This is a genomic window from Rhizobium sp. 21-4511-3d (assembly GCF_053522545.1).
In genome coordinates this window covers 71,087-82,842 of the sequence record NZ_JBNWCF010000020.1, presented here as the reverse complement: position 1 = coordinate 82,842, position 11,756 = coordinate 71,087, and the positions used below count along the sequence as shown (strand labels likewise).

Genomic DNA, 11,756 nt, shown 5'->3' with positions numbered 1-11,756 from the left:
TGCAACATCCGAATAGGAGGGCGCCGTGTCCAAGATCACAAACGGCCCCAACGACCGCGCCAAGGAAGTCACGATTTAGCCAGAGCGGTCCCGGCCTGCCCGATGATTCCAGTGAACCCATCGAGGTTATTGAAGACGAAGCGGAACGCATCCGCGCCAAGTTCGAGGCCGACGCCCGCGCCAAGGTCAAAAAGGAGATTGAAGAGCAGATCGAGAAGCCCCAGCGCGGTCGGCGTGATCACGATGCAGGGCATTCTATCCATCAGCATCTTCGCTTTCGATTTCGGCCATAGCGGACAGCCCGTGCACGCGTGGGAGGCGTTCGTCGATGCGACAGAAGCGGATAAGCGGAAACTGAGGGTTATTGCGGTCGTGCTGACCGGAGTGGAACAAAAATCGCACCGGCGCTTTCTCCTGTGCATCGAAATCGAGGAGAAAGACATGAAGAAGATCATGATTGCAACCGCCGCTATCGCCTGTTCGTTCGCGGCTTCTGCATACGCCGACGGCGCGGTCACTGGTCTGGTCGGCGGCGCCGCAACGGGTGCGATTGTTGGTGGCCCAGTAGGCGCGGCCGTAGGCGGCGTTGCTGGTGCAATCACCGGCGCGGTAATTGATCCGCCGCCGCGTGAGGTTGTGACCTATGTCCAGCAGGCACCGATCCCGCAGCAGACCGTCGTTGTCCAGCAGCCGGTCGCGGTAGGGGCGGCCTTGCCCGCGGACGTGGTCGTGACGCCCGTCCCGGAAAATCCGCGCTACGGCTATGTCGTTATGGGCCAGCAGCGCGTGATCGTGGAGCCGCAGACGCGCAAGGTCGTGCAGGTCATCCAGTAACGCGGCCAAGGGGCTGCCCGCGGCGGCCCCCTTTCAATTCCGTTTGATAAGCATGTCGTCCTCCCCGACGACCTCGACGCGGACGTCTGATGCGGCCGCTACCTCTCAAAACACGAAGGCCACATCCATGACGCCGCTCTTCACCCCGCTGCGCAAGGCGCCGCTGTCGGCAGTCTTCAAGTCGAGTTCCACCATTGGGAAACGGCGGTGGAACTCCGCCAGCAACTTCGGCAAACGGCTAACGCACAAGGTTTCAAGCGCACCGATCACAAGCCTTCCGGATACCACTTCGCCGGCCTCCGCGACCACCGAATGTGTCTCCTTCGCTAGCTTGAGCAGTTCGGCGGCATCGTCGATCAATCGCAGTCCCGCCGGGGTTAGCGTCAGTTTCCGACGGGACCCGTCGAACAGCTTGGTGCCGAGGTCGGTTTCCAGTGCCTGGATCTGCTCGGTCACGCTTGATTGCGAAAGATGAACTCGCTCTGCGGCGCGGGTGAAATTCAGGGTTTCGGCGACGGCGGCGAAAGTGGTGAGATGACGGAGCTGAATGACTACCTCCACTCGGAATATATGCAATGTCGCTGTAACATCATTCAGCGCAAGCTGCCACGCAGTAACAGTCTTGGGGCAGCCGGATTTCGAGCGCCGAGCCGCGAAGCTTTGCCGCCACAAGTTAAGGCGCTCTTGTAAGGCGCGGATGCCCGCCACTCGGCGAGCGCAGTCAAGCTAATCGGCGCCGGCATGGGTCTCGTCTGAAAGGAACTGCGACGCCCCTTCCTCAATACCACGACTCATTGATGGCGGCCGCCTAATGTAAGGAAACTGCAGTCGTTCGAGCCGCGGTGGTATTGGAGTTGGGCTCCTGGACCCTGATCAGTGATTGGAACAAACACTTGAGCTGAGTGTTCCTGAGCCACTCACGAACCCGTGAATGGAGGATGAAAGCAATGACCGAACCGGTTTCCACAGTCGCGCACATACACTCTCGCGACGACAATCCTTACCTTAATGCCGCGCTGAACAAGGTTCATGGGGCGCGGTCTTTGCAGGCGTTGCCGTCGCGCTCGTTGTCCAACTGCTACTCAACCTGCTGGGTGCTGGCATCGGCGCCGCGGTGATCGATCCTGGCACGAGCGACAACCCAAGCGCCGCCACTCTCTCCGTCAGCACGGCCGTCTGGTTCGTCGTTAGCGGTCTCATTGCCTCCTTCATCGGCGGCTACATCGCGAGCCGTCTTTCGGGTCGACCGGTGCGCTCGACCGGCGCCCTCCACGGGGTGAGCTCGTGGGCGGTCACCACGCTTGTCGTCGTCTACCTGCTGACGACTTCTGTAGGCGCGCTCGTCGGCGGCGTCTTTTCCGGTCTAGGCGGTATAGTCTCTAGCGCTGGATCGACAGCCGCGACGGCAGCCACGACTGCGGCCCCGGCTCTTGCGACCGCCACCGATCCAATGGCCGGCATCGAGCAGAACATCCGTGACGCTTCTGGCGGCAACGACCCTGCCGCTCTTCGCGACGCGGCCGTGGCATCGGTAAGGGCGGCGATCACGGGCGACCAGTCGAAGGCCGGGGAGGCTCGAAACCGAGCCGCAGACGCCATTCCCAAGGCGCAGAACATTCCTGTCGATCAGGCGAAGCAGCAGGTCGCCCAGTACGAAAAGCAGTATACGGACGCCGTCGCACAGGCGAAGCAGCAGGCCACCGAGGCGGCCCAGGCCGCAGCGACCGCCTTCTCGGCCGGTGCGATCCTGGCATTCATCGCCCTCGCCGTAGGCGCTATCGCCGCGTGGGTCGGCGGCGCCGTCAGACCACGCACGTGGTTCGATATGAAGAAGTCTTTGTCGCACGGTAAATTCGAAATCAACGTGAGGCCGTCCCAGTGACGGCCCCGACACGCAACGAAAAAGGAGAACATCGATGAGCATCTTCGACCGTATCAAGCACGCCATCTTCGGCGATGCCCATGCTGCGCCCGTACCGGAGGCATCGACCGCCGGGACCGCGGCTTCGGCACCGACCTCGCAGTTGCCGCAGTCTCCGACAACACCGTCGGCCGGCGTCTCCACCGAGGCAAGCACATCCCCGACCGCCGAGCAGATGGCGTCGCCTGCGCAGGAGCCGGCCCGACCAGGCAGGGACACGACGCCGAAACCCTCTGTCGACATCGAACCTATCTTGAACGCCGCAGCCCAGAAGTCGGGCCAGAAGCTTGACTGGCGGCACTCGATCGTCGACTTGATGAAGGCGCTTGGAATGGATGCCAGCCTCGAAGAGCGAAAGGAACTGGCGCAGGAGCTCGGCTATTCCGGGGACGCTCACGACAGCGCCAAGATGAACATCTTCCTTCACAAGGCGCTGATGAAGAAGCTTTCCGAGAACGGCGGCAAGGTGCCAGGCGATCTGCTCGACTAGGCTATTTGAGATTGCTGTCGCGTTGGCCGGCCTAAGTTCATCCTGGCCGGCGTTTTCGTGGCGGGTGCTCTCTCGTGTTCGCTTAGCACCGCACTAGGCTTCCGCGCGAATGGGACCGACCCAATGTGCTCGTCACGACCTCGGCGCTCTTCATCATCGCCCTAGAGCGGGGGGAGGCTCACGAACTCGAAGCGAGGCACAGAAGTGAAGAACCACGGCCTGACGGGCTCCCACCTCACCGTCAACGCCGTCTCCTTCAGGCTTCTCGATCCCGACGAGCTTGTCTGTGATGGCGGTGGCGAATTTGAAGAAGCATTTCGAAGATGCGCACCGGATGACGATACCGCCAACTTGGACAATAGCTCCAGGGATTCAGCTAGTGCAAGGCTGCTGACGTCGGCGCGTTGACGCGCGTTGACCACCGTCCGACGTAAGTGCCGATCAGCATGGTCGAAAGATCATCGAGAGAACGATATCCCTCGTTGAAAAAATCAATCGCCGCCGTGCAAAGCGTGTGGGAAGCGCGATCATCGGGATCGACCTCGTAATAGCGGTACCACGCCTGCACTGCCTCGGACAGCATTCGAAAGTCTTTGTCATGAGTAGGCATGAGGTTTCCTCCAGCCCCTTCAAGTAGCCCTCTGGGGTGGGACATCAAGTCCTGGATAGTGACTACGTTCTTCTGGCTCTCTTGTGCGAACGATATGATTTCGGTCGGTTGCAGTTGTCGAACTAGCGCATGCGCGCCTGCCGCTCAGCTTCAAGGCGGGCGGCCAGTCTCGAACGTTTGCTCTTCTAGCCGCATTGTCTGAGCTCTTCGTCGAGAGCTTTGCGTGCCACCTTATCTGGATGCCGTCGTGCCGCTAGCCTGTCCGTTGCAGTGTTTGCTTTTCCTGTCATCTGCCATCGTGGTGCCTCCATTGAACCACCCGCGACTTCAATATCGATTTCGAGCCTGTTGGGAAACTCCGTCTGAAAGCGGAGGAACATAATCGAGGCGTGCGCATTGGTGTTCGATCTCTGCGCCGACACCGCCGTCCCGCAGAGAACCGGCCACCAGGCCAACCAAACCTAGGAGGACATGATGGCTACCAGTTCCACAAAGACGCTCGATGATCTTTTCCTCGATACGTTGAAAGACATCTATTTCGCGGAAAAACAGATCTTGAAGGCGCTGCCGAAGATGGCGCGCGCCGCCGAATCGGAAGAAGGCAAGGCGGGCTTCCTGCAGCACCGCGACGAGACCCAAGGCCAGATCGAACGCCTCGAGCAGGTGTTCGAAATTCTCGGCAAACCGGCCCGCGGCAAGACTTGCGAGGCGATCCAGGGCATCATTTCCGAGGGCGAGGAGATCATGGAAGAGTTCAAGGGCTCGCCGGCCCTCGACGCCGGCCTGATCTCCTCTGCGCAGGCCGTCGAACATTACGAGATCGCCCGCTACGGCACGTTGATCGCCTGGGCCAACCAGCTTGGTCTGACAGACGCCGTGCCGCTGCTGCAGGCAAACCTCGAAGAGGAAGAAGCGACCGACGCCAAGCTGACGCAGCTTGCCGAAGCTCAGGCGAACGCCAAGGGCAAAGGACCCAAGGCAGCCTGAGCCGTCACGCTTTCCCCGGAAGGCCGTCTTGCGAGGCGGCCTTTTTGTTATTCGCCATCTTACGACAGGAGACATCGCAATGGCCAAGCGACCAACTAAACCGGCGGCTTCCGAGTCCGCAAGCGACACCGTCACCATCCACGACCAGCAACTGCATCGCGGTGCAGGCGGCGAGCTTCATCAGTATGCCGAGGACGGACACGACGTTCTGACCACGGCCCAGGGCGGACCGATTGCTGACGATCAGAATTCCCTACGTGTCGGTGCGCGCGGACCGCTTCTCGTCGACGACTTTCACTTCCGCGAGAAGATCTTTCACTTCGATCACGAACGTATTCCCGAACGCGTGGTCCATGCGCGCGGCTACGGCGCGCACGGTTTCTTCGAGACCTACGAATCCTTGTCGGACATCACACGTGCCGACGTTTTCCAGCGTGCCGGCGAGAGGACGCCGGTCTTCGTGCGGTTCTCCACGGTCGCCGGCAACAAGGGCTCTGCGGATCTCGCACGCGACGTTCGCGGGTTCGCCGTGAAGATGTACACCAAGGAAGGCAACTGGGACCTTGTCGGAAACAACATCCCGGTCTTCTTCATTCAGGACGCCATCAAGTTCCCGGACATGGTCCACGCAGCCAAGCAGGAACCCGACCGAGCTTTTCCGCAGGCACAGACCGCCCACGACAACTTCTGGGACTTTATCAGCCTGACGCCGGAGAGCATGCACATGGTCATGTGGATCATGTCGGACCGGACGATCCCGCGGTCGTTCCGCTTCATGGAAGGATTCGGGGTCCACACCTTCCGCTTCGTCAACGCCGAAGACAAGTCGACGTTCGTGAAGTTTCATTGGAAGCCGAAGCTTGGGCTGCAGTCGGTCGCGTGGAACGAAGCGGTCAAGATCAACGGCGCGGATCCCGACTTCCACCGCCGCGATCTCTGGCAGTCGATCCAGTCGGGCAATTTCCCCGAATGGGAACTCTGCGTACAGCTCTTCGGCCAGGACTTCGCCGACAGCTTCGACTTCGACATTCTCGACCCGACAAAGATCATCCCCGAGGAGATTCTGCCGGTCCGGCCGATCGGGCGTCTTGTCCTCGACCGCATGCCGGACAATTTCTTCGCGGAAACCGAGCAGGTCGCGTTCATGACGCAGAACGTCCCTCCAGGCATCGACTTCAGCAACGACCCGCTGCTGCAGGGTCGAAACTTCTCCTACCTCGACACGCAGTTGAAGCGTCTCGGAGGGCCGAACTTCACCCATCTGCCGATCAACGCGCCGAAGTGTCCCATGCACAACTTCCAGCAGGACGGTCATATGGCCATGCGCAATCCCGTCGGGCGGGTCAACTACCAGCCCAACTCGTTCGGCGAAGGACCGCGTGAATCCCCAACCCGCGGGTACCGTCACTTCCCTGCCGAAGAGCATGGCCAGAAGGTCCGCCTCCGTCCGGAGAGCTTCGCCGACCATTACAGCCAGGCGCGCCAGTTCTACATCAGCCAGACGGGGGCCGAACAACGCCACATCGCCATGGCGCTCACCTTCGAACTCAGCAAGGTGGAGACCCCGGCGATCCGCGAAAGGATGGTATCCCATCTGCTCAACATCGATGAGACGCTGGCGACGACGGTCGCCCAGAAGCTCGGCTTTCAGTCGATGCCCAAACCTGCCGACGCGGCGATGCCCACACGACAGGACCTTGAAGCCTCGCCCGCACTCAGCATCGTCGAGCGCGGACCGAAGCGGTTCGAGGGCCGGAAGCTCGGCATCCTCGTAGCCGACGGCGTCGACGCCAAGCTTCTGAAGGGTCTGACTGCGGCCGTCACCAAGGCGAACGCCGTGTTCGAGATCATCGCTCCGAAGGTCGGCGGCGTGACGGCGGACGACGGGAGCTGGGTGCAGGCGCACCATATGATCGACGGCGGACCATCGGTGCTTTTCGACGCCGTCGCGCTTCTGACGTCGCATCAGGCGATCGAGGACCTCGTCAAGGAAGCGACAGCGCGGGACTTCGTGGCGGACGCCTTCCAGCACTGCAAGTACATCGGCTACGACCCGTCGGCGGTGCCGCTCCTGGACAAGGCCGGGATTTCCGGATCCCTGGACGAGGGCACGATCGCCCTGTCGGACACGACGGGCGGCCTTGCCAACTTCGTGGAAGAGCTTGGCAAGCTTCGCGTCTGGGGACGCGAGCCCTCGGTAAAGCTCGGCAAGGCCTCGCCCCCCGTGGAATAAGAACTGAAGAAGGGCGCGGAGTGATCCGCGCCCTTCCCTCGCCGCTCAGCTCGCGGTTACTTGGAGTTCTTGTGGCTCTGCTCGCCGGCCTTCACGTGCTGCTCGTGCGAACCGCCCTGCTTGCCGGATGACGAGCTTGCGCCTTTCCCGGATGAAGCGCTTTTGCTGCTGCCCGATTTCGAACCGCCCTTGGATGTATCTGTCGATGCCATTTCATTCTCCTCCGTTGAGAGACCTAGCGTCTCCGGTAAAGAACTTGGGCGCCTTCTAACGGTTCCGGCGTACAGGAACAAACATTGCGGCGACGGGTTATCGCCCGACTTAGGAACCGAGAGGTAGAGATGGAGTGGCGGGGAAGAAGACAGTCGGATAACGTCGAGGATCGGCAAGGTCAAGGCGGCGGGCTCGGTGGAAGTCCGTTCGGTCGTGGCGGCGGCTTCAGCCTGCCCGTCGGGCGCAGGAGTGGCGGTCTCAGCATCGGCACCATCATCTTCCTCGTCGTGATCTACCTGATCTTCAAGGCCATGGGCATCGATCTTGTGCAAGTCATGGACGGGGGAAGTACCGGTTATGATCAGAGCGACCAGCAGAATGGGGGAAGTCAGACCGCCTCGACGGACGAGATGACGGCGTTTGTGAAGACCGTCCTCGCGGAAACCGAGGACACCTGGCAAGGCATCTTCCAGGCCCAGGGCCGAACCTACGATGATCCGACGCTCGTGCTGTTTCGCGGCCAGACAAGGTCGGCATGCGGGGCCGCCTCGGCGGCGTCCGGTCCTTTCTACTGCCCGGAGGATCAGAAGGTCTATCTCGACACCGCGTTCTTCGAAAAACTGAGCAACCGGTTCGGCGCGAGCGGCGATTTCGCGGAGGCGTATGTGGTGGCTCACGAGGTCGGCCATCACGTCCAGAACCAGCTTGGCATCCTTCCGAAGTTCAATGAAGCGAGGCAGCGGATGAGCGAGGCCGATGCTAACAAGATGTCGGTTCGCGTGGAGCTGCAGGCGGATTGCTTCGCTGGGATCTGGGGCAAGTACACGCAGCAGAAAGGCATTCTGGATGCGGGCGATCTGGAGGAGGCATTGAACGCGGCCCAGCAGATAGGTGACGACACGCTCCAGAAACAGACGCAGGGATACGTCGTTCCGGACAGCTTCAACCATGGGACATCAGCTCAACGCGTGAAGTGGTTCAAGCAAGGATTCGACAACGGGCAGCTTTCCGCCTGTGACACCTTCTCCGGGCCTGTCTGATGGCCGCCGGAACGAAGAGCCGCAAGCAGCCTCCACGTCCAGCGCCACCCGAAGTCGAGGACCATGGCGCCTTCCAGCGTCGCTTCTGGGCGGCACAGCGGATAGCGTGGGTCGTATTTTCCTTGATCTTGATCGCGTGCCTGCTGGGCCTTCTCGGCCGCGGGGGCATGTTCGCGACATCGACGATCGCTTCCTCGGGCGGCTCGATCGACATCCCGACGATCTCCAGGTGGAACGCGCCCGACGAAATGCGGGTCGCCTTGGCTCCTGACGATAAAGACCAGATTCTGTTCGTCGATGGGAGATTCCTCGAAGCCTTTTCAATCGAAGGCGTCGACCCTCCTCAAAGGGCACGCTCCAGAAGGATGGAAGGATCGGCTACGTCTTCGTTTCCGATCCTGCGGCCGAGGCTAAGATAGTTTTCAGGCTCCACACGCAGCAGCCGGGCCTCCGCGCCTTCCTCGTCGGCATCGGTGACGACGTCGCCGAGCACACTGCCTTTATCCTGCCCTAGGAGAAACCATGAGCGCCGTCGTACGCGGGCTCGCCATCTACTTCGTGCTGCTCATCATCATTCGCCTTTCAGGCAGACGCACGCTCGCGCAGATGACGCCGTTCGACCTGGTCATCGTGCTCGTCATCTCCGAGACCACGCAGCAGGCGATGCTGGGCGACGACTTCTCGATCACCAATGAACGGTCCTGCTTATCCTGACTCTCTTCGTCACGGACATCGGTCTCTCCTACCTGAAGAGATGGTGGCCGCGTGTCGGCCACGTTATTGACGGCGTGCCGACGATCCTTGTCACCGACGGGACGTACGACGAACGCGCCCTGCGAGGCTGCCGTCTGGACAAGGAGGATGTCATGGAGGCGGCCCGTTCACAGGAGGGGATCGAGAAGGTCGCGGACATCAAGTTTGCGATCCTCGAGGTCAGCGGAAACATCAGCGTCATCCCGAAGAAGGGATCGTGAAGGCCCGGCCGTTCCACCCGTCGTCGCTACCGCACATCGACCTGCTGTCGAAGCGGCGCCCCTCGCCGGTGTGGATCCCCGCAGTCGGAACCTTCGCCCGCGACCGATATTACTCCTTCCTGCAAGCAAGGAGATCGCCCGATGTTCGTACGTGACGTGATGACCCGCCAAGTCGTGACCGCAAGCCCTGACGCGAGCATAAGGTCCGTCGCCAGGCTGATGTCCGAAATCGACTCTGGGATCATCCCGATCATCAACAGCGAAATCCTCGGCGTCGTCACCGACCGCGACATCGTCGTGCGCGCCGTCGCGGAAGGACTCGACCTCGAACAGCCCGTTTCGGAAATCATGACTGCCGGGGTTGAAAGCTGTCTGGAGACCGACGATCTCCGCGAGGCGTCGGACCGGATGTCGGAACTTCAGATGCGCCGTCTTCTCGTATTCGACGACGCGGGCCGGGTCACTGGAATTCTATCGCTCGGCGATATAGCCGAGCTTGATGAGGAGCTCGCGGGCGTCACTCTGCAAGAAGTCAGCGAAAACTATTAACGGGCTTGGACCGAGGTCTGGGCGGGGCGACGTCGAGCCTCGCCGTGGTCCCGGACGCAGTCCCTTCCTGCCGCCTTGGCGGCGTAGAGCGCGGTGTCGGCGGCCCTGAGCAGCCATGCCGCATCGCCCGCCGCGTGGGTCGAAACACCGACGCTCACAGTGACGACCTTCTTCTCGCTGAAGAGATGAGGGAGGCCAAGGGCCCTTACGCTGGCCGTCGCCAGCATGCCCATCGCGCAAGCCTGATCCGATGGGATGCCCGGTAGGATCACCGCGAACTCCTCGCCCCCGTATCGGGCGACCACGGCTCCGCGCACGCCGGAGAAGACTTCGGACAGAGAGGCGGCGACGTTCTTCAGGCACTGGTCGCCTTCAGGATGACCGTAGCCGTCGTTGAACGCCTTGAAGTGGTCGACGTCGACCATCAGAAGCGACGTGACGCCGCGGCCGGCCGCGGCTGCGAGCGCTGCGTCGAAGGTCCTTCGGTTGGTGAGCCCGGTGAGGCCGTCCGTACTGGCAAGCGACGCAAGTCTCTCATTCAGCTCCCGAAGACGCTCCTCGCGCTCGCGATGGACCGTCACGTCGGAGAAAACGATGATTGCGCCGCCGTCGCCGGTCCGGCTTGTGCGGGCGTCGATCGTCCGCCCGTCCGCCAGCCGGATCGCTCTTTCGCCGGCCTTCATCAGTACGTCGGCAGTCCGTTCCACGACCCCTTCGAGATCGTTAGCAGGCCGCTGCTGCTCTCCGCGTTCCAACGATGCCCTGACGATAGTGCGGATGCACTCGCCAGGAGCCCGTACGTCTGCGGTCAGGGGAAAGAGTGTCTTGAACCTATCGTTGTGGAAGACCAGGACGCCTTCGGCGTCGAACATGGCGAGACCTTCCGCCATGCTTTCGATCGCATCCCGCAGGCGTGCCTGGCTCGCCTGGAGTTCCTGCTCCAGACGCTTGCGCTCGGTGATCTCACGATTGTGCGTCACTACTCCGACAATGACGCCGTCTTCGTCGCGGAGCGGCGCCTTTAACGTCGACAACCAGGTTTCCGCGCCGTCGGTCCTAACAAAGCGCTGCTCGACGGTCACCGGTCCGCCGGTGTTAAGGACTTCCAGCTCTGGGAGCCGGAAGAGATCGCCGGTCTGCCGACCGTAGAAGTCGCTGTCGGTCCGTCCCACCAGCCGTTGCACAGTCGTACCCATGAGTTCCGCGGTCGCCGGATTAGCAACGATGAAACGGCCGTCCCTGTCCTTGGCGTTCAAGCAGTCCGGCAGAGCTTCGATCACCGATCGGTAGAGCGAGTTCTCATGGGTCGCAGCCTGCCGCTTGAATTCCTGGACGATGGCTAGTCCGGACAGCAGGGTCGCGCCGAAGATGATGATCGCGAGCGGAACCGTCGTCGCCGAAACCTCGCCCCAGAAAGACGCAGGGTAGCGGACATAGAAGCCGACGACGCCGCAAACCGCCGCCCAGCAGGAGACAACGATCATGGGACTGAAAGAGTCGATGCGGCCTCGCATGATCCTGCGGAGAAGGAGCCCGCCGAGACTTGCTGCAAGAATCTGAGGAATGGCCACAGGGACGCCCGCGCCTCCGATCGCCAGTCGCCTCAAGATCGCCGCCGCAAGCGGGAACAGCGCGCTCAGAGGTCCCCCGAAGTAAGCCGATACTGCAAGCAGGGTATAGCGCGCGTCGAGGAACACGCCGGGAAGATATTCGACCGGGATCGCCATCGTGCCGAGAACGCCGGCACCCATCACCAGCCCGAAGGCAAGGTCGGTGGCGCGAACGCCGATCCTGACGACATGGCGGCGGCTTAGCATCCAGACGGACGTCGCGATCGCGATGATGGCGAGGTTAGGCAGAAGTGCATGCCACAAGTTCATTCGTGTCCCCCGGACTTTCATGAGC

13 protein-coding genes and 1 pseudogene are annotated in these 11,756 nt (G+C 61.7%); 8 read left to right on the top strand and 6 right to left on the bottom strand.

Annotated elements, in window-relative coordinates; genetic code table 11:
* Nucleotides 1-68: 68 nt before the first annotated feature.
* A complete protein-coding gene (locus ACQZ5H_RS30140; RefSeq protein WP_449099933.1) occupies nucleotides 69-254 on the bottom strand; it encodes a hypothetical protein in 186 nt (61 codons plus the stop codon).
* Nucleotides 255-441: 187 nt separating this feature from the next.
* Here ACQZ5H_RS30140 and ACQZ5H_RS30135 point away from each other — a divergent pair, with 187 nt between their 5' ends.
* Nucleotides 442-834, top strand: a complete 393-nt coding sequence (locus tag ACQZ5H_RS30135) for a DUF1236 domain-containing protein (protein WP_449099958.1) — start codon at nucleotides 442-444, stop codon at nucleotides 832-834.
* A gap of 105 nt (nucleotides 835-939) precedes the next feature.
* On the opposite strand, the gene ACQZ5H_RS30130 is transcribed toward ACQZ5H_RS30135, so the two are convergent.
* Nucleotides 940-1,395 (bottom strand): LysR family transcriptional regulator, encoded by a 456-nt coding sequence (locus ACQZ5H_RS30130; RefSeq protein WP_449099932.1) that lies wholly within the window; start codon nucleotides 1,393-1,395, stop codon nucleotides 940-942.
* 553 nt (nucleotides 1,396-1,948) lie between these two features.
* On the opposite strand from ACQZ5H_RS30130, the gene ACQZ5H_RS30125 reads away from it, so the two are divergent.
* Together ACQZ5H_RS30125 and ACQZ5H_RS30120 are read left to right on the top strand one after the other, a co-directional pair.
* Nucleotides 1,949-2,716, top strand: coding sequence for a PhnA-like protein (locus ACQZ5H_RS30125; RefSeq protein WP_449099931.1), 768 nt, complete (start codon nucleotides 1,949-1,951; stop codon nucleotides 2,714-2,716).
* Between the two features lie 34 nt (nucleotides 2,717-2,750).
* The gene (locus ACQZ5H_RS30120) at nucleotides 2,751-3,245 is read left to right on the top strand and encodes a DUF3597 domain-containing protein (RefSeq protein ID WP_449099930.1); all 495 of its coding nucleotides are present in this window, start codon (nucleotides 2,751-2,753) and stop codon (nucleotides 3,243-3,245) included.
* A gap of 376 nt (nucleotides 3,246-3,621) precedes the next feature.
* Here the strand turns inward: ACQZ5H_RS30120 and ACQZ5H_RS30115 are convergent, their stop codons facing one another.
* Nucleotides 3,622-3,855: a hypothetical protein gene (locus tag ACQZ5H_RS30115; protein ID WP_449099929.1), complete on the bottom strand. Its 234-nt coding sequence runs from the start codon at nucleotides 3,853-3,855 to the stop codon at nucleotides 3,622-3,624.
* A 474-nt stretch (nucleotides 3,856-4,329) separates the two neighbouring features.
* On the opposite strand from ACQZ5H_RS30115, the gene ACQZ5H_RS30110 reads away from it, so the two are divergent.
* Nucleotides 4,330-4,842: a YciE/YciF ferroxidase family protein gene (locus ACQZ5H_RS30110; protein WP_449099928.1), complete on the top strand. Its 513-nt coding sequence runs from the start codon at nucleotides 4,330-4,332 to the stop codon at nucleotides 4,840-4,842.
* Nucleotides 4,843-4,921: 79 nt separating this feature from the next.
* Nucleotides 4,922-7,075 carry a catalase gene (katE, locus tag ACQZ5H_RS30105; protein WP_449099927.1) on the top strand — a complete coding sequence of 718 codons (2,154 nt, stop codon included), beginning with the start codon at nucleotides 4,922-4,924 and terminating at the stop codon, nucleotides 7,073-7,075.
* 56 nt (nucleotides 7,076-7,131) lie between these two features.
* Here katE and ACQZ5H_RS30100 read toward each other — a convergent pair whose 3' ends face one another.
* A complete protein-coding gene (locus ACQZ5H_RS30100) occupies nucleotides 7,132-7,287 on the bottom strand; it encodes a hypothetical protein (protein WP_183796398.1) in 156 nt (51 codons plus the stop codon).
* A gap of 129 nt (nucleotides 7,288-7,416) precedes the next feature.
* On the opposite strand from ACQZ5H_RS30100, the gene ypfJ reads away from it, so the two are divergent.
* Nucleotides 7,417-8,328 (top strand): KPN_02809 family neutral zinc metallopeptidase, encoded by a 912-nt coding sequence (ypfJ, locus tag ACQZ5H_RS30095; RefSeq protein WP_449099926.1) that lies wholly within the window; start codon nucleotides 7,417-7,419, stop codon nucleotides 8,326-8,328.
* A gap of 343 nt (nucleotides 8,329-8,671) precedes the next feature.
* Here ypfJ and ACQZ5H_RS30090 read toward each other — a convergent pair whose 3' ends face one another.
* A complete protein-coding gene (locus tag ACQZ5H_RS30090; protein ID WP_449099925.1) occupies nucleotides 8,672-8,821 on the bottom strand; it encodes a hypothetical protein in 150 nt (49 codons plus the stop codon).
* Nucleotides 8,822-8,850: 29 nt separating this feature from the next.
* On the opposite strand from ACQZ5H_RS30090, the pseudogene ACQZ5H_RS30085 reads away from it, so the two are divergent.
* A pseudogene (locus ACQZ5H_RS30085) lies at nucleotides 8,851-9,302 on the top strand (DUF421 domain-containing protein).
* A gap of 141 nt (nucleotides 9,303-9,443) precedes the next feature.
* Nucleotides 9,444-9,851 (top strand): CBS domain-containing protein, encoded by a 408-nt coding sequence (locus ACQZ5H_RS30080; RefSeq protein ID WP_449099924.1) that lies wholly within the window; start codon nucleotides 9,444-9,446, stop codon nucleotides 9,849-9,851.
* On the opposite strand, the gene ACQZ5H_RS30075 is transcribed toward ACQZ5H_RS30080, so the two are convergent.
* Nucleotides 9,848-11,731, bottom strand: coding sequence for a diguanylate cyclase domain-containing protein (locus ACQZ5H_RS30075; protein WP_449099923.1), 1,884 nt, complete (start codon nucleotides 11,729-11,731; stop codon nucleotides 9,848-9,850). The genes ACQZ5H_RS30080 and ACQZ5H_RS30075 overlap by 4 nt on opposite strands.
* Nucleotides 11,732-11,756 lie beyond the last annotated feature (25 nt).

Excerpts from the sequence above, each read along its gene's own strand:
- ACQZ5H_RS30140 (WP_449099933.1), bottom strand. The coding sequence starts at position 254 with ATGCCCTGCATCGTGATCACGCCGACCGCGCTGGGGCTTCTCGATCTG.
- ACQZ5H_RS30135 (WP_449099958.1), top strand. The coding sequence starts at position 442 with ATGAAGAAGATCATGATTGCAACCGCCGCTATCGCCTGTTCGTTCGCG.
- ACQZ5H_RS30120 (WP_449099930.1), top strand. The coding sequence starts at position 2,751 with ATGAGCATCTTCGACCGTATCAAGCACGCCATCTTCGGCGATGCCCAT.
- ACQZ5H_RS30115 (WP_449099929.1), bottom strand. The coding sequence starts at position 3,855 with ATGCCTACTCATGACAAAGACTTTCGAATGCTGTCCGAGGCAGTGCAG.
- ACQZ5H_RS30110 (WP_449099928.1), top strand. The coding sequence starts at position 4,330 with ATGGCTACCAGTTCCACAAAGACGCTCGATGATCTTTTCCTCGATACG.
- katE (WP_449099927.1), top strand. The coding sequence starts at position 4,922 with ATGGCCAAGCGACCAACTAAACCGGCGGCTTCCGAGTCCGCAAGCGAC.
- ACQZ5H_RS30100 (WP_183796398.1), bottom strand. The coding sequence starts at position 7,287 with ATGGCATCGACAGATACATCCAAGGGCGGTTCGAAATCGGGCAGCAGC.
- ypfJ (WP_449099926.1), top strand. The coding sequence starts at position 7,417 with ATGGAGTGGCGGGGAAGAAGACAGTCGGATAACGTCGAGGATCGGCAA.
- ACQZ5H_RS30080 (WP_449099924.1), top strand. The coding sequence starts at position 9,444 with ATGTTCGTACGTGACGTGATGACCCGCCAAGTCGTGACCGCAAGCCCT.
- ACQZ5H_RS30075 (WP_449099923.1), bottom strand. The coding sequence starts at position 11,731 with ATGAACTTGTGGCATGCACTTCTGCCTAACCTCGCCATCATCGCGATC.